This window comes from Pseudomonas sp. (assembly GCF_030147005.1).
Classification (GTDB): domain Bacteria; phylum Pseudomonadota; class Gammaproteobacteria; order Pseudomonadales; family Pseudomonadaceae; genus Aquipseudomonas.
This window is the reverse complement of record NZ_JASLAW010000223.1, coordinates 12623-33076: the sequence shown is the minus strand read 5'-3', so window position 1 is coordinate 33076 and position 20454 is coordinate 12623. Positions and strand designations below refer to the sequence as shown.

Here is a 20454-nt window from a genome sequence, read left to right as displayed (position 1 = left end):
AGGTTGTCGTCGCCCATGTCGTGGGCGTCGGCACGCGGTGCCAGGTGCACGCCCACGCGGCCGGCGCCCCAGACTTCGATGGCGGCGTCGGTCACTTCCAGCAGCAGGCGCGCACGGTTTTCCAGGGAGCCGCCGTACTGGTCGGTGCGTTGGTTGGTGCTGCTTTGCAGGAACTGGTCGAGCAGGTAGCCGTTGGCACCGTGGATTTCCACGCCGTCGAAACCGGCGGCCTTGGCGTTTTCGGCGCCGGTGCGGTAAGCGTCGACAATGTCGGCGATTTCAGCGGTTTCCAGGGCGCGCGGGGTGGGGTAGTCGGCCAGCGGGCGCACCAGGCTGACGTGGCCTTTGGCCTGGACCGCACTCGGTGCCACCGGGGCTTCGCCATTGAGGTACGACTCATGGGAAATGCGGCCGACGTGCCACAGTTGCAGGAAGATCTTGCCGCCAGCGCCGTGCACGGCCTTGGTGATGTTGGCCCAGCCGCGCACCTGGTCGTTAGACCAGATGCCCGGCGTGTCCGGGTAGCCCACGCCCATGGGCGTCACGGAGGTGGCTTCGCTGAGGATCAGCCCGGCGGACGCGCGCTGCACGTAATATTCGGCCATCAGCGCATTGGGCACGCGGCCGGCGTCGGCGCGGCAGCGGGTCAGCGGCGCCATGATGATACGGTTCGACAGTTCAAGGTCGCCCAGTTTTATCGGATCAAAAATAGTCGTCATGGAAAAAAACCTTTCTCTTAAGTTGATCAGTTGGTCGCGGGGGCCAGGCCGGCATTGCCGCTCTGACGGAAAGTAATCAGGGTCACCAGCAGGGCAAGGATCGCCAGGGCGGCGGCAGCCAGCGGCACGCTGGTAAGGCCGAAACCGTGGGCGATCACGCTGCCACCGACCCAGGCGCCGAGGGCATTGCCGATGTTGAAGGCGCCGATGTTCAGGGTGGACACCAGGTTCGGCGCGGCCTTGCCGAAGGTCACCACGTTGATCTGCAGCGCCGGTACGGCGGCGAACGAGGCGGTGGCCCACAGGAACAGGGTGATTTCAGTCGGGATCAGCGCGACGCTGGTCCAGCTCAGCACCGTGGACACCACCGCCATACTGATAAATACGCCGATCAGGGTGGCAGCCAGGCGCTTGTCGGCCAGCTTGCCGCCGATGATGTTGCCCAGGGTAAGGCCCAGGCCGATCAGCAGCAGGGTCCAGGTCACGCCTTTGGGCGACACGCCGGTGACGTCACCCAGCAGCGGCGCGACGTAGGTGAAGAGGGTAAACATAGAGGCTGCGAACAAGGCGGTCATGCTCAGGGACAGCCAGATACCCGCACCTTTGAGCGCGGCCAGTTCGGCGCGCATGTCGAGTTTTTCTTCGTCACGCTTGGCCGGCAGGAAGCGGATCAGGCCGATCAAGGCGATCACGCCAATCACCGTCACTGCCCAGAAGGTCGAACGCCAGCCGGCTTCCTGGCCCAGCGCGGTGCCCAGTGGCACGCCCAGCACATTGGCCAGGGTTAAACCGGTGAACATCAACGCCACCGCTGAGGCACGTTTGTTGGCGGGCACCAGGTTGGCGGCCACCACCGAACCAATCCCGAAGAAGGCACCGTGGCACAGCGCGGTCACCACACGGGCGAACATCAGCACGTTGTAATCACTCGCCATTGCGCAGAGCAGATTGCCGACAATGAAGATACCCATCAACGCTACCAGGGCGGCCTTGCGCGGCAGCCTGGCGGTGGCCAGTGCCATGAACGGCGCGCCGATGGCCACGCCCAACGCATAGCCGGTGACCAGCCAGCCCGCGCCGGGAATCGACACACCCAGGTCCGCCGCCACCTCGGGCAGCAAGCCCATGATGACGAACTCGGTGGTGCCGATGGCGAAGGCGCTGAGGGCCAGGATGAGTAGCGAGAGGGGCATTTGTGTTTCCTTGTTACAGCGAGGGTGCGCTGAGTTCGGTGAAAAGCGCCGTGAGGAAGGCTTGGATCACGTCCTCATTGCGTCTGAAAAAGTGCCACTGCCCGGCTTTCTGGCTGGTGATCAAGCCCGCACGTTGCAAGGTGGCCAGGTGGGCCGACACGGTCGACTGGGACAAGCCGCAGCGCTGGTCGATCTGCCCGGCGCAGATGCCGTATTCGTGGTTGTGCAGTTGCTCGGGGAATTGCACTTTCGGGTCTTTGAGCCAGGTGAGGATGTCTCGTCGTACTGGGTGCGCCAGGGCTTTTATTATTTCGTCGAGGTCGATGGACATGGCAGGTGCTCGGTGTAGTAAAACGTTATATCGCGATGAGGCGAACCTTAAATCGTTATATCCCGATATACCAATATGTTTTTGATCTGAGATCAGCATGAATCGGTATATCGGGTTATAACGATATGCGTACGGCAGTGATAGACTGCGCGGCATGAATTATCTCGCACATCTGCACCTGGGCGGCCAACTTCCTGCGCAATTGCTGGGCAGCCTGTATGGCGACTTCGTCAAAGGCCGCTTGCAGGGCCAGTTCAGCCCCAGCATTGAAGCTGCGATCCAATTGCATCGTTCCATTGACCGCTTCACCGACCGTCACCCGTTGGTGGGGATCGCGTTGTCGCGCTTCAGCCTGACGCGCAGGCGATATGCCGGGATCGTGCTCGATGTGTTTTTCGACCATTGCCTGGCGCGCGATTGGGCGCTGTATGCCGACCACCCGCTGGAGCGCTTCACCGCGCAGGTATACCGCGTGCTGGCGGCAGAACCGCAGTTGCCGGGCCGGCTGGCGCAGATTGCGCCGTATATGGCGGCCGATGATTGGTTGGGTTCGTATCGCGAGTTTGCGGTGATGGAGCAGGTGTTGCGCGGGATTTCGCGACGACTGACGCAGCCCGAGGCGCTGGGGTTTGCGATGCAGGAGTTAGGCGTGTTGTATGAGCCGCTGAGTGAAGACTTCCGACTGTTCTATCCAGAGCTACAGGCTTTCTGTAGGAGCGAGCTTGCTCGCGAAAATCGTTAACGATAACGCAGCGTTATCAGGACCCCGCGCTGTCTGTTCGCTTTTCGCGAGCAAGCTCGCTCCTACAGAGACTCGCCTTCAGGCGGCGATCAAGGCGCCACGTGGCTCGACCGGCTGCACCACGTCACCAAACAGCGCTTTCTGCACCGCCTGCTGCGCCTGATACGCCAGCGCCGCGCGCTCCTGCCCGGCGCAGGCAATCGGTTTGAGCACATGGATTTCCACGTCGCCCTGATCATTGGCAAACAAACGCATCAGGTGCGAGAGCAAATCATCATCGCCAATAAAGGGTGCCAACGGGTCCACCTGCCCATCGCGCAGGTAGCGGATCGCTACCGGTTGCAGCGACACATCCGCATCGATCGCACTGGCCAGCAAACGCCCGTGAAAAGTGCGCAGGCTGCGGCCGTCGGTGGTAGTGCCTTCCGGGAACATCAATAACGGGTGCCGGTGCTCCAGATGACGGGTCATCTGTTTGCGAATCAACTGGCTGTCGCCCGAGCCACGGCGAATGAACAGGCTGCCGGCTTTCGCCGCCAACCAGCCGGCCACCGGCCAGGTGCGTACTTCGGCCTTGGACAGGAACGACAGCGGCGTCACCATGCCCAGCAGCGGGATATCCGTCCAGGACACATGATTGCTCACCCACAGCATCGGTGTTTGCGGCAACTCGCCGTGCACCGTCACGCGAAAGGGCAGGGCGTTGGTCAACCGCGCCATGAAGAACCGCGACCAGCGCTGGCGCCGTACCATCGAATTGGCCACCCCCAGGCGTTCGAACAGGCCAAACACGCTGGCCATGCTCAAGCCCAGCGCAACCACCAGCAGCACCCGGGCGATGCGCCCGTACACGCGCAGGCGGCCCATCACATCGCCGCCTTGAAGTGGCGCGCATAACGGGGGCATAGCTCATCGCGCTTGAGCAGGATGAACACGTCGGCCACCTGGAAGTCTTCATCCCAGCACGGCTCGCCGCAAATTTTCGCCCCCAGGCGCATGTAGGCCTTGAGCAGCGGTGGCATTTCGGCGATGACGTTGGATGGCAGCGCCAGCGCCGGCAGTGGTTTTTTCGGTTCGGCGCGCAGGTGTTCATTGCACAGATAACGCTCGCGCAGACGCTGCATGATCGCGTGGGCCTGAATGCCGCCATCGTGCATCGGGATGCTCGCGCACCCCATCAGGTAGCTGTAGCCGCCCTGGTTGAGCACCTCGGCCAACTCGCCCCAGAGCACCGCGATGGTGCCGCCGTTGCGGTAGGCGGGGTCGACACAGGTACGGCCGATTTCCAGGATCGGGCCCTGCAGGTGGAGCAGCCCATGCAGGCTGAATTCTTCTTCGCTGTAGAACCGGCCCAAGGTGCTGGCGGCCTGATGATCGAGCAAACGGGTGGTGGCCACCAGTCGACCGCTGTTTAAGTCACGCACGCCGATGTGGCTGCAGTGAACATCATAGTCATCCATGTCCAGGCCCAGTTCCGCGCCTTTCAGCTTGGCGTTGAACTCGCCGCTGAATACGTTGAACCGCAGGGCCTGGGCTTCCTGCAAAGCCTTGGCGCCAATCAGGCGTTCGGCTTGCAGGCGGCGTTCATTGCCGGTGTCGCTGATGCGGGCGATCTGAGTCATAGCGAGTCTCCGAGTGCCGGCCAGGTTGTGCGGCCAGTCGACTTTGTTGTCCAAAGTCAGGCTATGTAGCCTCGGTGTCATCTCCATGAAGTTACGGTGACGGTTGGGTGACAGGCCTGTTGTCGTAAATCTGTCATCGGCCTGGTCTAGGATCGCGGGCTTGAATGCCCCTTGAGTTTGCGTCCCATGGTCAGAGGCCTGCTGTGCGTTGTCCTGCTGTTCGTCACCGTTGGCGCATGCGCCGAAACCTGGCCTGACAAAGACTGGGCCACCGGCAAATTACTTGAAGGCCCCGCGGTTGATGCATTGAACGCCTACGCTTTCCCGCCCCGTGACGACGCCACTCGCCAGGGAATTCGCACCGACGCGCTGTTGGTGATCCGCGATGGCCAGGTCGTCTATGAACGCTACGCCGCACCCACTACCGCCAGCACGCCGCACCTGACCTGGTCGGTCAGCAAAAGCTTGATGGCGACCGTGCTGGGGGTGGCCTACGGCCAGAACCGCTTCAAACTGAGTGACCCCGTCGCGCGCTTTTACCCAGCGATGAAACAGCATCCGAAGGTGACCATGGCCGACCTGCTGCACTGGGCCTCGGGCCTGGACTGGCAGGAAGACTATGAATACGCGCCGCTCAAATCCTCGGTAGTGGCGATGCTCTATACACGGGGTCGCGCCGATATGGCGCAATTTGCCGCCGATACCGAAGCCGCCGCCGAACCCGGCCAGGTGTTCCGTTACTCCAGTGGCGACAGCAACATGCTGTCCGCTGCGCTCAAGGGCATGCTCGGCCACAAGGCCTATATGAGCTATCCGTGGGAGGCGTTGTTCCAGCCATTGGGCATTCGCAACGCGACGTGGGAAACCGATGCCGATGAAACCTTCGTCGCCTCCTCCTACGCCTACCTCACCGCCCGCGATCTGGCGCGGGTCGGCTTGCTGATGGCGCGGGACGGGCGCTGGGGTGAGCAACAATTGCTGCCCAAGGCGTGGGTCGCCTTCAACCGCCAACCCTTCAACAACTACAAAACGGGCCAGGATGAAGCCGTACCGGGTGGCCATTGGTGGCTCAACCAGGGCACGCCCCAACCCTGGCCCGACGCGCCGGCCGACACCTTCGCCGCGCTGGGGCACTGGGGCCAGGCGCTGTTTGTGCTGCCCGACGAGCACCTGGTGATTGTGCGCTATGGCGATGACCGCGACGGCAGCTACCGGCATAACGAATTGCTCAAGCGCGTGCTGGCGGCGGTGCGGTCATGATTCGTCGTCATCCGTTTATCAGCGTTTTGCTGGTGCTGTTGCTCGTGTTGTCAGGCTGGATATGGCACGAGCGCGTCAACCTGCAAGCCTTTCCCGACATCATCGCGGCGTACACGGCCAAGGAGTATTGCTCGTGTCGCTATGTGGAGAACATGCCTGCGGATTATTGCCTGGGGTATGTAAAGCAGTATGTGCCGACCAGTGGGTTTGTCGACAAACCCGAGCGCAGTGAAGTGACGGCGAGTGGGTTGGGGCGCACGCATACCGCGCGGTGGATGGGGGAGCGGCAGGGGTGTCGCCTGATCCCCTGATATTCTGATGCGACCTGCGTCGGTACAGTCTGTCTTTACATTGGATTTGCGCCGCTTGTGAGATTGCGCTTAATGTTCGCGCAGGTTTTTTGCCCTAGAGTCTTTATGTTCAACCTCAAGCCCCTCCTCTTCACGCTGCTGGCCTGTGCCGCTGCGCCTGCCCACGCCGACTGGTACCTGGATAACGAATCCTCGCGCCTGTCTTTCGTTACCACCAAAAACACCGAGATCGCCGAGGTCCACCGCTTCCTGGTGCTTCACGGCAAGGTCGATGGTAAAGGCGCGGCCCAGGTACAAGTGGAGTTGGAGTCGATCAACAGTGGCGTCCCGCTGCGTGACGAGCGCATGCGCAAAGAGCTGTTCGAGATCAAGCGTTTTCCCGAAGCGTTGATCAGCACACAGATCAACCTGCAACCGATCAATGACTTGGCTTCCGGCGCGCAATTGGAGATGCGCCTGCCGTTGAGCATCACCCTGCATGGCAAGACCCAGACCTACGACGCTGAGCTGCTGGCCACGCGTCTGGATGACCGGCGCTTCCAGGTCGTGACCCTCGAACCTGTCGTGGTGCGTGCCGAAGATTTCGAGCTGCAGCCCGGGGTGGCGGCGCTGCGCAAGGCGGCGGGGCTCAAATCGATCAGTTTGTCGGTGCCGGTGGGTGCGGTGCTGATCTTCACGGCGCGCTGACGTGGGCGGTGCGGTGTTCCCGTGGCGCAGTGCCAACCGTTTCGAGTTGTTGATCGACGGGCCGAGGTTTTTTCCGCAGATGTTGGTGGGCATTGCTCGTGCCGAGCGACAGGTGGATCTGGAGTTATACCTGGTGGAAGCCGGCGCGTGTGCCGAAGCGATGGTGCAGGCGCTGGTGCTCGCGGCTGAGCGCGGTGTGCACGTGCGCTGCCTGTTCGATGATTACGGCAGCCTGGCGTTCACCCTTGGGTTGCGCAAGCGTTTGACCGATGTGGGCGTGGAACTGCGCTTCTACAATCGCCTGAGCTGGCGCCGCTGGATGCGTAACCTGTACCGCGACCATCGCAAGCTGTTGCTGGTCGACCAGGAAGTAGCGGTGGTCGGCGGTACCGGCGTCACCGATGAGTTCTGGACACCAGGGCAAGACACTGCCGATTGGCATGAAGTGATGGTGCAAATCAACGGCCCGCTGGTGTTGGACTGGCAGGCATTGTTCGACCGCCAATGGCACGCCAACGCGGCGCGTCGAGAGTGGAAACCGGCCACGCATTTTGGCCTGCCGCGTTTACCCAAGGTGCCGGCGACCGGCCCTGGTCTCGGCCGCGTCGCCTATGCCGACGCCCGTCAGCACCGCGATATCTTGCAATCGCTGATACGCGCCCTGAACAGCAGCAAAACCCGCATCTGGCTGGCCACGCCGTATTTTCTGCCCACCTGGAGCGTGCGCCGTGCCTTGCGCCGCGCGGCGGGGCGCGGGGTGGATGTGCGTTTGCTGCTCACCGGGCCGCGCACCGATCATCCTTCCGTACGCTACGCCGGGCATCGTTACTACCCGCGACTGCTGCGCTCGGGCGTGCAGATTTTCGAGTACCAGCCGTGCTTTCTGCACCTGAAGATGGTGCTGGTGGATGACTGGGTCAGTATCGGCTCGTGCAACTTCGACCACTGGAATTTGCGTTTCAACCTGGAAGCCAACCTCGAAGCGCTGGACCCTGAATTGACGCAGGCGGTGGCGAGCAGTTTCGAACGCGACTTTGCACACAGCCAGGCGGTCAGCCTGGAGGCGTGGAAAGCCCGGCCGTTGTGGCGGCGCGTGAAACAGCGGGTGTGGGGGTGGATCGATCGGTTGGTGGTGAACCTGCTGGATCGACGCGGCTAGGCGGAGCACTGAGGTCGAATGTGGGAGAGGGCACGCCCCTCCCACATTTTTTTGCACTTGAGGTTTAGAGCAGTTCAAAGCTCTGCTGCTGCACATCCTGGGAGTCCAGCCCGATCTGTACATTGAACTCACCGGGCTCTGCGGCGAACTTGAGTTGGGTGTTGTAGAACTTCAAATCCTCCTCAGTGATGGTGAAGTGCAGCGTGCGCTCTTCGCCGGCCTTGAGCATGACCTTCTGGAAGTTCTTCAGCTCTTTCACCGGGCGGATCATCGAGCCGGCCACGTCCTGGATGTACAACTGCACCACGGTTTCGCCATCCACCTTGCCGGTGTTTTTCAGCGTGACGCTGGCATCCAGCTTGCCGGTCTTGTTCAGGGTGGTGGACGACAGCGCCATGTCCGACAGGCTGAACGTGGTGTAGCTCAGGCCATAGCCAAACGGGAACAGCGGGCCGGTAGTGTCATCGAAATACTGCGAGGTGTAGTTGCCCGGCTTGCCCGGCGTGAACGGCCGGCCGATGCTCAGGTGGTTGTAATAGGTGGGAATCTGCCCCACCGAGCGCGGGAAGGTAATCGGCAGCTTGCCCGACGGGTTGTAGTCGCCAAACAGTACGTCGGCAATGGCGTTGCCGCCTTCGGTGCCGGAGAACCAGGTCTCCAGAATGGCGTCGGCCTGTTGGTTTTCCTCGAGAATCGACAGCGGCCGGCCGTTCATCAGCACCAGCACCAGCGGTTTGCCGGTAGCCTTGAGGGCCTTGATCAGCTCGCGCTGGCTTTGCGGGATATTCAGGTCGGTGCGGCTGGAGGATTCGTGGGACATGCCACGGGACTCGCCCACGGCGGCCACTACGATGTCCGCGTTCCTGGCGGCCTTGACCGCCTCATCGATCAACACCTGCGGGGCACGCTTGTCGTCCACCACTTCCGGGGCGTCGAAGTTGAGGAAGTTCAGGTAGTCGACCACTGCCTTGTCATTGGTGATGTTGGCGCCACGGGCGTAGATGATCTTGCCCTTGTCGCCGACCACGGCGTTCATGCCGTCAAGCAACGTCACCGATTGTTCAGGACGCCCGGCGGCGGCCCAGCTGCCCATCATGTCAATCGGCGCCTTGGCCAGCGGGCCCACCAGCGCGATGGTCGCGGACTTTTTCAGCGGCAGCGTCTGGTTCTGGTTCTTCAGCAACACCAGGCTGCGGCGCGCGATGTCACGGGCATCGGCGCGGTGCAGGCGGCTGTCGGCATAGGTATCTGCCGGGTCGTCCTCGGCCTTGCCGATGCGCAGGTAAGGGTCCTTGAACAGGCCCATGTCGTACTTGGCGCCGAGTACTTCACGCACGGCGTTGTCGATGTCGCTCTGTTCGATTTCGCCGGACTTGAGCAGCCCCGGCAGTTCCTTGCTATACAGGGTGTCGTTCATGCTCATGTCGATGCCGGCCTTGATCGCCAGCTTGGCGGCTTCACGCCCGTCCTTGGCCACGCCGTGCTTGATCAGTTCAAAGATCGCGCCATGGTCACTTACCGCCAGGCCCTTGAAGCCCCAGTCCCTGCGCAGCAGGTCGTTCATCAACCAGGTGTTGGCGGTGGCGGGTACGCCGTTGATCGAGTTGAGCGCCACCATCACGCTGCCGGAGCCGGCCTTGATCGCCGCGTGGTAGGGCGGCAGGTAGTCCTGGTACATCTTGACCGGGCTCATGTCGACCACGTTGTAGTCGCGGCCGCCTTCCACCGCGCCGTACAGGGCGAAGTGCTTGACGCTGGCCATAATGCTGTCGGCATTCGCGGCGCTGGCGCCCTGGAAGGCCTTGACCATCACTTCGGCAATACGCGACACCAGGTACGTGTCTTCGCCGAAGCCTTCGGAGGTACGGCCCCAGCGTGGGTCGCGGGAAATGTCGACCATCGGCGCGAAGGTGATGTCGAGGCTGTCGGCGGCGGCTTCCTGGGCGGCGATGCGCCCGGAGTGGCCGATGGCCTCCATGTCCCAGCTGGACGCCAGGGCCAGGCTGATCGGGAAAATCGTGCGATGGCCGTGGATGACGTCGTAGGCGAAAAACATCGGGATCTTCAACCGGCTGCGCATGGCCGCGTCCTGCATCGGACGGTTTTCCGGGCGGGTGATCGAGTTGAAGGTGCCCCCGATGCGGCCCGCGGCGATTTCCTTGCGGATCAGCTCGCGCGGCATTTCCGGGCCGATGCTGATCAGGCGCAATTGGCCGATCTTTTCATCGAGGGTCATCTGCTTGAGCAGGTCGCTGACGAAGGCGTCCTTGTCTTTAAGCGCAGCAGGCTTTGTTTCTGCCCATACGGGGTGGCTGGCCAGAGTGGCAACAAGGCCGAGCAAACACAGCTTCTTCATGAATATCCTTTTTCGGCTCACTGCACAGCGGTCAGGCTGATCGGCCAAAATGTGGGGAGCGTCTATTGTTGTTCGGGTGTTGTTCAGATAAATGCAGCACACTCTGAACTCTTTTTCGCGCTGGGCATCTTTGTAGCTGATTGGCTCAATGCATTCCAGTGGTGGCGGATTATGCCCCAAGCGCGTGGTTTATAGGGTTAGTCATCAAATTCATCCAGATTGGGCAGGAGAAACACCATGCAAGCAGCACAAGGTTACCGCTGGGGCTTGAAAGCCGCAGCGCTGTTATTGATCAGCACCGTGCTGAGCGGTTGCGGCATCAACAACATCCCGACCCTGGACGAACAGGCCAAGGCGGCCTGGGGCCAGGTGCAGAACCAGTACCAACGCCGTGCCGACCTGATCCCCAACCTGGTGGAAGTGGTCAAAGGCTACGCTGCCCATGAGCAGGACACCCTCACCGCCGTGATTGAAGCGCGGGCCAAGGCCACCTCGATCCAGGTGGATGCCAGCACTCTCGACAACCCGGAAAAACTCAAGCAGTTCCAGCAGGCCCAGGACGGCCTGAGCGGTGCACTGAGCCGTTTGATGGTGGTGTCCGAGCGCTATCCGGACCTGAAGGCCAACCAGAACTTCCTGGCCCTGCAATCGCAACTCGAGGGCACTGAAAACCGTATCGCCGTGGCCCGTCGCGACTTTATCCAGGCCGTGCAGACCTACAACACTGAGATCCGCACTTTCCCAGGCCGCCTGTGGCACAGCGTGATGTACAGCGACTTGCCGATCCGCGCCACGTTTGAAGCCACCAGTGCCGATGCCGATAAGGCACCGCAGGTGAAATTCAAGTAACGCTGCCTTGAGGTGTCGATGCGTTTATTACGGATAGGCCTGGCGCTGTGGCTGCTGGGCTGCGTGGGCATGGCCCAGGCGGCCCTGACCTTCCCGGCATTGACCGGGCGGGTGGTGGACAACGCCCAGATGATCGACCCGGCAGTGCGCGAGCAGCTGACCCAGCAATTGCAGGCGCTGGAGCAGACTTCCGGTGACCAGATCGTGGTAGTCACCGTACCCGACCTGCAGGGCGTGCCAATTGAAGACTACGGTTATCAATTGGGGCGCGCCTGGGGCATCGGCCAGAAGGGCAAGGACAACGGCGCGCTGTTGCTGGTTGCCCGCGACGAGCGAAAGCTGCGTATTGAAGTCGGCTATGGCCTGGAAGGCGTGCTGACGGATGCGCAGTCCTGGGTGATCATCAACCAGGTGATCGCGCCCAAGTTCAAGGCCGGCAATTTCAGCCAGGGCATCAGCGACGGTGTCGCGGCGATGATCCAGGTGGTGGGCGGTGAACCGCTGGCCGTGCCGGCCCATGTGGCGGATGCGAATTTCGCCAAGGACAATCCCGGGTTTTCCATCGGTTTGTTCATCCTGCTGATCGGCGTGTTGTGGCTGTGTAATCGCATGGGCCTGCCGGTGGGGGCTATCCTGCTGGCTATCCTCAGCAGCAGCAGCGGACGTGGCGGCGGTGGGGGCGGCGGTGGCGGTGGTTTCCGCGGCGGCGGCGGCGGTTTCGGCGGTGGCGGGGCTTCGGGCGGCTGGTAATGACAATAACGAGAAAAGAGCATCTACAACCATGGCATTACTGACTGAACATGAGCAGCGCCAAGTGGCCGAAGCGATCGCCCGGGTCGAGCAACAGACCGACGCCGAACTGGTCACGGTGCTGGCTGCGCGTGCCGATGACTACGCCTACATTCCGTTGCTGTGGGCCAGCCTGATCGCGTTGGTGGTGCCCGGTGTGGTGCATTACTTGTCGGGCTACCTGACCATGTACACCTTGTTGTTGGCGCAGTGGGCGACCTTCATTGTGTTGTGCCTGGTGTTTCGTTTGCCCAAGGTCACCACCCGTCTGATTCCACGCTCGGTACGCCACTGGCGCGCCTCCAACCTGGCGCGCCGGCAATTTCTGGAGCAGAACCTGCACCACACGCTGGGCAGCACCGGAGTGCTGATTTTTGTCAGCGAGGCGGAGCGTTATGTGGAAATTCTCGTCGATGATGGTATTTCCAAACGCCTGGATGACAGCAGTTGGGACGCCATCGTCAAGGCATTCACCGTGCAGGTGAAACAGGGGCAGACGCTCGCCGGCTTTATTGCGTGCATCGAGGCCTGTGGTGAATTGCTCAAGGTGCATGTGCCGGTGACGCAAACCCGCAACGAGCTGCCAAATCGTTTGGTCGTACTCGAGTAACCCAGTCAACACCGTGCCAAATGGGGGAGGGGGCTTGCCCCCGATGAGGGTGGGTCAGCTACAGATAAGCTGGCTGACACACCGCCATCGGGAGCAAGCCCCCTCCCACATTTGGATCTACTTTGGCTGCTGGAACTGACCATTGGTCAAATAACTCCGTGCCGTCGCGGGTTATCCCCCCTAAAATGCCCGGCATTCCCAGCCCGAGGCGTTTTTGTTCATGTCTGTCACCGCTCAACCTGCCAGCCCTGCGCCGGATCATCATGCCCAGTTCATTGAACTGCTGAGCGCAAGCCTGGCGCAGAACGCCTTTATCAAGCTGGTGTTGGCCAAGTACGTGGGCGCGGAGGCCGAACTGCAGCGGTTGATCATCAAGCCTGTGACGGTCAAGGAGCAGCCCTGCCTGTCCTTCGTCTACCGCTACAAGACTCGCGACATCACCAAGAACCTGCCGCTGGCCGACGGCGTGGCGGCAATTGCCGAGCTGCTGCCGGCCTCGTTCAAGAACGCGCACCTGTTGTCGCTGACGGACGAAGCCCAGCTGGAATACAGCAAGAAAAACAAAAGCTCGCTGTTCAAAAGCAAGCCGCAGCAATTGCGCGAGGCGCCATCAGCCGAGCATAACCGCGAGAAGAATCGCTTCCTCGACCTGAGCCGGCCGTTCCTTGCCGACCTGGGCGTGACCGACGCCAAACAGGCGCTGATCCCGTCGATGTCGCGCAAGTGGAAGCAGATTAACAAGTTCATCGAAGTGTTCAGCCATGCGCTGACGACATCGCCCTTGAAGCTCGACCAGCCGGTGCGCGTCGCCGATTTCGGCTCGGGCAAGGGCTACCTCACGTTCGCGATCCACGACTACCTGCGCAACACCCTCAAAGCCGAGGGCGAAGTGACCGGTGTCGAACTGCGAGAGGACATGGTGACCCTGTGCAACGCCGCCGCCGCGCGCCTGGAGCACCCGGGGCTGGTGTTCAAGTGCGGCGATGTGCGCAGCGTCGCGCCGAGCCAGCTGGAGGTGATGATCGCCCTGCATGCCTGCGATATCGCCACCGACTACGCGATTCACACCGGCATCCGCTCCGGCGCGTCGATCATCATGTGTTCGCCGTGCTGCCACAAACAGATTCGCCTGCAGATCCAGAGCCCGGTCTTGCTCAAGCCGATGCTGCAATACGGCCTGCACCTGGGCCAACAGGCGGAAATGCTCACCGACAGCCTGCGCGCCTTGTTCCTCGAAGCCTGTGGGTATGAGACCAAGGTGTTCGAGTTCATCTCGTTGGAGCACACCAACAAGAACAAGATGATCCTGGCGGTCAAGCGCGCGGAGCCGGTGGACAACGCGCAGTTGCTGGCGAAAATCCAGGAGCTCAAGGCGTTCTATCACATCACCGAACATTGCCTGGAAACCCTGCTGCGCGCCGACGGTTACCTGCCCTGAATACAGCCCCCCTGTGGGCGCGGGCTTGCTCGCGAATGCGGTGATCAGTCACTGCATCGGCGTCTGACACTGCGCCTTGGCGAGCAAGCCAGCTCCCCTATCCAGGGTGCGCGCGCCTTGCCAACGTTAGAAGAACCGCGTCACGCTGATCTTCGCATCGCGCCCCTTGGTGTAGGCACGGTCGCCGCTCAACGCCGGACGGAAGTTTTTGTTGAACAGGTTGTCGACGGTGAAGTTTACCTCGGTGCCTTTCAAGTACGCCTGCTGCGGCTTCCATTTGGCGAACAGGCCTTGGGTGTTGTAGCGCTTGTTGTCGTACTGGTCGTAGAACAGGTCGCCGACCCCGGAGCCCGGCCCGCCGGAGTATTTGTCGCTGGGCAAGCGGTTGGTGGCGCCGATGAACTGGCCCATCCACCCCACCTGCGCATCCCAGGCCGGGATGTGGGTACCCAGCACCAGCACCCACTTGGTCGGCGGGATATCCCGCGCTGCCACGTCCGGGCCCCAAGGATTGGTATAGGCGCCTTCGTGCTGGCCTTTGGCATAGGCGAACGACACTGAGCCGAACACGTAGGTGGAGTTATAGATCGACTCGACCTCGATGCCCTTGATGGTCAAGCCGCCGATATTGCGGTAATTGGACAGCGCCCCCGGCGGACAAGCGGAGGCAATCGTGCCGCCGTTGATGGCCTGGTTCCGGCAGCCCACGCCGGTGGCCTTGAAGATTTCGTCTTCGACCTTGTTGTGGAACAAGGTGGTGCGCAGTTGCAGGTTGTCATCCTGGGCGATGAGGGTGTCGAAGTGGGTGATGTTGCCCAGGGTAATCGAGGTGATGCGCTCCGGGTCGAGGTCGAGACTGGTGGCGGTGCGGCTGCCCAGGCCTTGCACTTCATATTGCTCGTCGATCACCGGCGCACGCCAGGTCTGGCTCCAGTTGGCGAACAGGCCGACGTTTGGCGTCACCGTCCAGAACAGCGCCAGGCGCGGTGACCAGCCGGTGTAGGTGCGATCGCTGTAGTCATGGCCAACCGCAGGGTCAGGGTCGTTGTAGTACGGCGCATCGTTGCCTTCGCCCCGGTTGCGCACATGGTCGTAGCGCAGCGACGGGGTGATGGTCAGGTCGCCAAGGGTCACTGCATCCTGAATAAAGAAACTGTTGGTATCGACCTTGCCGTGGGGCATAAAGCCCGGTTGAAAGTGCCCATAGTTATAGCGCGGCGTGTTGTAGGTGCTGCCGGGCATCCACATTTCGGTGTCGCGCACGTGCTTGCGCACCTGCCCGCCGACCGTCAGCGCATGCTGCAGGGGGCCGGTGTCGAACAGGCTGACGTTGCGTATGTCCAGATGTTTGTCGGTGTAGGCGGTGTCCATCTCGCGCCCGCCGGTGGCCAGCTGGAAAAACGCGGTGGCATCGCGCTCGTCGGTCTGCTCGGTGTCTGACTGGGAGTATTTGACGGTCAAGTCCACCAGCGGGTTGTCCAGCGGCTGGTATTGGTACTTGCCCGACCAGGTGGTGTCGACGGTATCGCGGTGCGCCAGAAAGCGCTTGAGTGCGCCTTCGTAACCGTAGCGGTCGATGTTGAACTGGGTCGGCGGTGTCGGATAGCTGGCGGCGGAGAAGGGTGTCCAGCGGTTGCTGTGAGAGCGCGAGTAGGACAGGCCGACGCTGTGCTCATCGGTGAAGTGCGCATTGACCTTGAACAGCTTGCCGTCCACATCCTGGGCGCTGTTGGGCAGGCGCTGGGGATTGATCGGGTACTGGTCATTCTCGTTGGGCAACTTGGCGGCGACCTTCATGTCGCCGCCGTCGCGTTGGGTCAGGTAAGCCAGTGCGTCGAAACGGCCGTCGTCGGTGCGGCCGTACACGGCACTGCTGTAGACCTGCTCATGGTCGTTGCTCGAGTAGCCGTATTTGAGCATCGCGCCGCTGTTGCGGCCGTCTTTGAGCAGGTCCGGGGCATCCTTGGTGGTCATGTTGACCGTACCGCCAAAGCCGCCGTTGCCGGTGAACGGCGAGTTCGGGCCTTTCTCTACCTCAATGCTCTTGATCAGCTCGGGCTCGATAAACACCGTGCCTTGCTGGTAGCGCTCAAAACCACTTTTGGTGGCGCCGTCGACGGTCATCGGCACGTCTTCGGCATCGCCGAAACCCCGGATGTTGATGGTCTGGCCGCCGGGTTTCAGCGAGCCGCCCTGGCTGACGCCGGGCAGGGTCTGCAACAGGCTCGGTATGTTGTTGGACTGGTAGCGGTCGATATCGGCCTGGGTCAGGGTGGAGCGGTTGACGGTACTGGAATTCACTTCGCTGCCCGTGCCGATCACGCTTGATGTGTCGAGTTGGATCGCGCTGCTTTGCGTGGTCTTGCCCGCATCGGCGCGCACCACATAGGTGGTGCCGACCTTGATCAGGGTAAATTCTGTGTCATTGAGCAGGGTGCGAATCGCCACTTGCGCGGTGTAATCCCCCTTGAGGGCCGGCGCCTGCACTTGCTTGAGCAACGTTTCATCGAACAGCAGCTGGATTTTCGCCTGCTGCGCCACTTGGCTCAGGGATGTTGCCAATGACTGGGCGGGCAGTTGCAGCTTGAACGACTCGGCCTGGGCGCTGACGCTGAACGCCAGGCAGGTTGCAAGCAGGGTCGGTCGAAGAAACAGGTGCGAAGCAGGGCAAGGCGCGCGAAACATGAGATCCCCCGGAGCGGCTAAATAGCCAAAAAGGTGTGCGCATCAAACGCAGACGGGGGGAAGACGGGCCAGGCAAAAAAATCCACACATGCGAATGCAAAATATTCTCATGTGTGGGTTATCGGCTTGATTCGATTCTCACAATGCCGTCGGCGCCGGTCACGGTCTTTACCGGCAACAGCGCGGGCAGGGCGTTGAGCAGCGCGTCCGGGTCATTCACATTCAGGTTGCCCGACACCTTGAGTTGCGCCACGGCCTTGCTGACCTGCAAAGGCGCCTGGGGACGGTAAAGACTCAACTCGTCGATCAGGCTGGCCAGCTCGCGGTTACGAAACGACAAATGCCCGCTGCGCCAATCGGCGACGTCTTCGGCGCTGAGGGTTTGCTGTTGCACCGTGCCCTTGGCGTACTGGTAAATGGCGCGTTGCCTGGCTTCGAGCAGCGTGGCGGGGTGTTTTCCGTCCGGTTCGAACGCCACTTGGCCATGGGCCACGCTGACCACCAGTTGCTGTTCGCTGCGGCGCACATCGAAACCGGTGCCCACCACGCGCACATTCGCTTGGCCGGCTTGTACGTACAGTGGGCGTTCCTTGTCGGCGGCCACATCGATGTACAACTGGCCCTTGTCCAGGTGAAGGATGCGTTGGTGCGCGGTGAAATCCACGCGAATACGGGTATTGACGTTTACATACAAGGTGCTGCCATCGGGCAGGTGCAGGGTGCGCATGCCCTTGGCATGACCGGCGACCTGAGCGTGATACAGCTCGCGTGGCGCACCGAGATGGGGGGCAAGAACGGCGCAGAGCAAGGCGGCCGCCACCGCCAGGGCAGGGCGCCACAGGGCTTTGCGCTTGGGCAGCGGCAGCGGTTTGTTCAGTTGCGGCAACTGGGCAAGTTCGGCCCACAATTGTTCGAACCCGGCATAGGCGCGCGCATGGGCCGGGTTGGCCCGCCAGGCGGCAAAGGCCTTGCGGTCGGCGTCGTTGCGGTTGCGCGCAAACCAGTTGGCGGCTTGGGCATCGATGGCGTCGCTCGCTTCGATATCCGGCGCGTCGATGTCGCTCGGGCGGTTCATTGTGGCTGCTCCGTGCCGGGTTCAGGTTGAAGACGCCGCTTGCAATGCAGCAGCGCAAAAGCGATGTGCTTTTCCACCATGCTTGTCGAAACGCCCATGCGCGCGGCGATCTGTGCCTGGCTCCAACCTTCGAAGCGATGCAGCATAAGGGCTTCGCGCCGACGGGGCGAGAGTTCGGCGAGCGCATCTTTGAGCTGTTCCAGGCGCTGGATGCGCAGCGCGGCGGCCATGGGCTCGTTTTGCTCATCGGTGGCAGGTTCGGTGTGCCCGTCGGCCGAGTCGGCGTGGACGCTGCGGCGTACCTTCTGTTTACGCCAGTGATCGCGCAACAGGTTGCGCGCCATCTGAAACAGAAACGCCCGCGGCTGCTCGACCTTGGCCCGGTCACGGTAGTCCAGCCATTGGGTAAACACATCCTGAGTCATGTCCGCCGCGTCGCTGGCGTTGTCCGTGCGTTTGCGCAGGAAATACAGAATATCTGCATAAAACCCGCGACAGGCATCGGCCGACAATGGGTCGGGCTTGGGACGAGGCATGGATATCCTTCTTGACGAAGCACGGCTTGGAAAAGGTTGCGGATGATATCGAGAATTATTGTCATTTGTCTCTATGCAAGCGTGCGTACGATCAAAATGTGGGAGCGGGCTTGCTCGCGAAGGCGGCGGGCCAGTCGATGTATTTGCATCTGAACGACCGCCTTCGCGAACAAGCCCGCTCCCACACTGGATTGAGTGTTATCGCAGCAAGGCCTTCAACTGTTCGACCCTGTCGCAGGATCAGGCCGGGTTTTCAGGCTCAATTGTTGGGTGCGGGAGGTGCCCGGTGTCGGCCCGCGCGCTATGATCTGCCTGGCTTGGCCAGGCCGGAGTCACGCCCGTGTTCGAAGAGGGGGCGGCAAGTGAAGCAAGCATGGCTTTTTGTTTTTTGCAGGGATTAACCGCAGCGCATGTCTATTCGTTTGAAATTACTGAGAAAGAAACTTGGCGTGACGCTGGAAGCCCTGGCGGAAAAGTCCGGGATGACCAAGAGCTACCTGTCCAAAATCGAACGTGGGCTCAATACGCCGTCCATCGCTGCCGCGCTGAAACTGGCCAAGGCGCTGAATGTAAAAGTCGAGGAGCTGTTCAGCGAAGGCAGGGTCAGCCTCGACAGCTACAGCCTGGTGCGCAGCCATGAGCGGCCTGACACCTCGCCAGGTTACGCGGTGCTGGCCCATCAAGTCAGCGAGCGCAGCCTGTTGCCGTTCATCATCTACCCGCCGGCTGAATTTACGGACAAGACCTTCAAGGAACATTTGGGCGAGGAGTTTTTGTTCGTGCATGAAGGCCGCGTGGAGGTGGATTTCATGAGCGAACGGGTGATTCTGGAGCGCGGCGATGCGCTGCATTTCAACGCGCAGAAACCCCATCGGCTTCGCTCGCTGGGGGAGGTGCGGGCGCAGGTGCTGGTGGTGGTGCACAGCGCAGAAGAATGAGCCTGATCTGACGCTGTGAGTACAGCCAATGTGCGCGCTGGCTGGCCTGCGAGGGCCGTGTATCTTACTCGCTATGTCGCTGATTCGCCGCTATCGCAGACCAGTCAGCGCGCAGGTTTTGATCAGCGTTCCACAGGGACTGAAAGTGCAGGATTGCCCAGCGGATGCGTGCGTGCCGCAAAGAACCTCAGGTCCATGGCAGTGCCCTCGAACAACTCGAGATACCGCCGTTTCTGTTGACGAATAAACCCGTCGCTGCGCCCCGCCACCGAAATCGCCAGGGTGGTAATGCTGGCCTGGCGTAGTGCGTCCACCAGGTGTTTATCCTGCGGCCCCAGGTCCTGGCCGAAGATGCACAGCGCGCCTTCGTGGGTGAGCAGCTGTTCATAACAGAACGACAGATAATCCGAGCTGCGGATGGTCTTGAGCTTCTCTTGCACCTTGCCTTCACTGACGAACAGCGGCACGTCATCCAGCGTCTTGATTGTGTTGTTGATCGCAAAACTGCTGAGCAACGTGCTGTCGGTGGACGGCAGTTTGCGCGCGGTGCCGTCGAGGTTGCGCACCAGGTGCAGGCCGCCGTGCAGGTACAAAATACGCGTGGCGTCGGTGCGGGTATCGCGCAGGTCGAAGCTTGAGTCGGCGCTGCGAAACAGGTCGTCGATGCCGGGCGTGTGCAGAATCGCCCAATAGTTGAGCAGGTCGTAGTTGCTGGTGAAGACCGTGGCGTAGCGGGCCAGCTCTGTGTTGAGGGTCGACAGGGTCGAAGGCTGCACCAGACGCCAGGGGATATGCACGGCATGGATCGTATTGATCAGCGCTTCCTTGATCGCGTAGTAGCGATTGCGCGGCGCCGCCGAGCTGACCGCAAGGGCCTTGTTGACGCGGCTGGTGGTTTTCAGCGCGCCCAGGGCCTGCTCGAAACTGCGGGTTTGCAAGGCATCGAATACGCTGAGTTCGGATGGGCTCAGGGGTTTTTCTTCCACTGTGCGGGCGTTTTCAAACAGCGAGTCGTAGGCAAAGTCTTCCCAAATCGTGCGGCTTGCGCCGTTGCCGATCAGAATCCCATTGAAGTCGATGGCGCCGCGCAGCGCGCTCCAGTCTTCAAGGTGGGCGTCAATATCCTGGAAATCCTTCATTGCGGCGGGTCTACT

At 61.5% G+C, this 20454-nt stretch carries 20 protein-coding genes; 10 read left to right on the top strand and 10 right to left on the bottom strand.

Annotated elements, in window-relative coordinates:
- The 3 genes from Q1V60_RS21205 to Q1V60_RS21195 all read right to left on the bottom strand — a co-directional run.
- Window positions 1-719: alkene reductase (locus tag Q1V60_RS21205; protein ID WP_300634347.1), on the bottom strand; the 719-nt coding region annotated here is incomplete at its 3' end.
- A gap of 26 nt (window positions 720-745) precedes the next feature.
- Window positions 746-1912, bottom strand: a complete 1167-nt coding sequence (locus tag Q1V60_RS21200; protein WP_300634344.1) for an MFS transporter — start codon at window positions 1910-1912, stop codon at window positions 746-748.
- A 13-nt stretch (window positions 1913-1925) separates the two neighbouring features.
- Window positions 1926-2243: a helix-turn-helix transcriptional regulator gene (locus Q1V60_RS21195; protein WP_300634342.1), complete on the bottom strand. Its 318-nt coding sequence runs from the start codon at window positions 2241-2243 to the stop codon at window positions 1926-1928.
- A 154-nt stretch (window positions 2244-2397) separates the two neighbouring features.
- On the opposite strand from Q1V60_RS21195, the gene Q1V60_RS21190 reads away from it, so the two are divergent.
- Complete coding sequence (locus Q1V60_RS21190) at window positions 2398-2985, top strand: ACP phosphodiesterase (RefSeq protein WP_300634339.1); 588 nt, start codon at window positions 2398-2400, stop codon at window positions 2983-2985.
- Window positions 2986-3063: 78 nt separating this feature from the next.
- Here Q1V60_RS21190 and Q1V60_RS21185 read toward each other — a convergent pair whose 3' ends face one another.
- Together Q1V60_RS21185 and olsB are read right to left on the bottom strand one after the other, a co-directional pair.
- The gene (locus tag Q1V60_RS21185; RefSeq protein WP_300634336.1) at window positions 3064-3852 is read right to left on the bottom strand and encodes a lysophospholipid acyltransferase family protein; all 789 of its coding nucleotides are present in this window, start codon (window positions 3850-3852) and stop codon (window positions 3064-3066) included.
- A complete protein-coding gene (gene olsB / locus Q1V60_RS21180; RefSeq protein ID WP_300634334.1) occupies window positions 3852-4607 on the bottom strand; it encodes an L-ornithine N(alpha)-acyltransferase in 756 nt (251 codons plus the stop codon). The genes Q1V60_RS21185 and olsB overlap by 1 nt, the downstream gene beginning before the upstream one ends.
- Window positions 4608-4793: 186 nt before the next feature.
- On the opposite strand from olsB, the gene Q1V60_RS21175 reads away from it, so the two are divergent.
- The 4 genes from Q1V60_RS21175 (at window position 4794) to Q1V60_RS21160 (ending at window position 8024) form a co-directional block, all read left to right on the top strand.
- The gene (locus Q1V60_RS21175) at window positions 4794-5867 is read left to right on the top strand and encodes a serine hydrolase (RefSeq protein WP_300634350.1); all 1074 of its coding nucleotides are present in this window, start codon (window positions 4794-4796) and stop codon (window positions 5865-5867) included.
- A complete protein-coding gene (locus tag Q1V60_RS21170; RefSeq protein WP_300634331.1) occupies window positions 5864-6178 on the top strand; it encodes an amidase in 315 nt (104 codons plus the stop codon). The genes Q1V60_RS21175 and Q1V60_RS21170 overlap by 4 nt, the downstream gene beginning before the upstream one ends.
- Window positions 6179-6283: 105 nt before the next feature.
- Window positions 6284-6865 (top strand): YceI family protein, encoded by a 582-nt coding sequence (locus Q1V60_RS21165; protein WP_300634329.1) that lies wholly within the window; start codon window positions 6284-6286, stop codon window positions 6863-6865.
- A 1-nt stretch (window position 6866) separates the two neighbouring features.
- Window positions 6867-8024, top strand: coding sequence for a phosphatidylserine/phosphatidylglycerophosphate/cardiolipin synthase family protein (locus Q1V60_RS21160; RefSeq protein WP_300634326.1), 1158 nt, complete (start codon window positions 6867-6869; stop codon window positions 8022-8024).
- 64 nt (window positions 8025-8088) lie between these two features.
- Here the strand turns inward: Q1V60_RS21160 and bglX are convergent, their stop codons facing one another.
- Window positions 8089-10380, bottom strand: coding sequence for a beta-glucosidase BglX (bglX, locus tag Q1V60_RS21155; RefSeq protein ID WP_300634323.1), 2292 nt, complete (start codon window positions 10378-10380; stop codon window positions 8089-8091).
- A gap of 237 nt (window positions 10381-10617) precedes the next feature.
- Here bglX and Q1V60_RS21150 point away from each other — a divergent pair, with 237 nt between their 5' ends.
- The 4 genes from Q1V60_RS21150 to Q1V60_RS21135 all read left to right on the top strand — a co-directional run bounded on the left by Q1V60_RS21150 (window position 10618) and on the right by Q1V60_RS21135 (window position 14066).
- Entirely contained in the window at window positions 10618-11229 is a 612-nt protein-coding gene (locus Q1V60_RS21150) for a LemA family protein (RefSeq protein WP_300634321.1), read from the top strand.
- Window positions 11230-11247: 18 nt separating this feature from the next.
- Window positions 11248-11979, top strand: coding sequence for a YgcG family protein (locus tag Q1V60_RS21145; protein ID WP_300634319.1), 732 nt, complete (start codon window positions 11248-11250; stop codon window positions 11977-11979).
- A 31-nt stretch (window positions 11980-12010) separates the two neighbouring features.
- Window positions 12011-12628, top strand: coding sequence for a TPM domain-containing protein (locus tag Q1V60_RS21140; protein ID WP_300634317.1), 618 nt, complete (start codon window positions 12011-12013; stop codon window positions 12626-12628).
- A gap of 220 nt (window positions 12629-12848) precedes the next feature.
- Window positions 12849-14066, top strand: coding sequence for an SAM-dependent methyltransferase (locus Q1V60_RS21135; protein WP_300634314.1), 1218 nt, complete (start codon window positions 12849-12851; stop codon window positions 14064-14066).
- Window positions 14067-14192: 126 nt separating this feature from the next.
- Here the strand turns inward: Q1V60_RS21135 and Q1V60_RS21130 are convergent, their stop codons facing one another.
- From Q1V60_RS21130 to Q1V60_RS21120, 3 genes are all read right to left on the bottom strand, one after another.
- Window positions 14193-16751 (bottom strand): TonB-dependent receptor, encoded by a 2559-nt coding sequence (locus Q1V60_RS21130; protein ID WP_300634311.1) that lies wholly within the window; start codon window positions 16749-16751, stop codon window positions 14193-14195.
- 118 nt (window positions 16752-16869) lie between these two features.
- Window positions 16870-17826: a FecR domain-containing protein gene (locus Q1V60_RS21125; protein WP_300634308.1), complete on the bottom strand. Its 957-nt coding sequence runs from the start codon at window positions 17824-17826 to the stop codon at window positions 16870-16872.
- Window positions 17823-18362, bottom strand: a complete 540-nt coding sequence (locus Q1V60_RS21120) for an RNA polymerase sigma factor (protein WP_300634305.1) — start codon at window positions 18360-18362, stop codon at window positions 17823-17825. The genes Q1V60_RS21125 and Q1V60_RS21120 overlap by 4 nt, the downstream gene beginning before the upstream one ends.
- A gap of 410 nt (window positions 18363-18772) precedes the next feature.
- Between Q1V60_RS21120 and Q1V60_RS21115 the strand changes: the two genes are divergently transcribed.
- Window positions 18773-19300: an XRE family transcriptional regulator gene (locus tag Q1V60_RS21115; RefSeq protein ID WP_300634302.1), complete on the top strand. Its 528-nt coding sequence runs from the start codon at window positions 18773-18775 to the stop codon at window positions 19298-19300.
- Window positions 19301-19422: 122 nt separating this feature from the next.
- On the opposite strand, the gene Q1V60_RS21110 is transcribed toward Q1V60_RS21115, so the two are convergent.
- On the bottom strand, window positions 19423-20439 hold the full coding sequence (locus tag Q1V60_RS21110) for a DUF4917 family protein (protein WP_300634299.1): 1017 nt from the start codon (window positions 20437-20439) through the stop codon (window positions 19423-19425).
- Window positions 20440-20454: the final 15 nt, after the last annotated feature.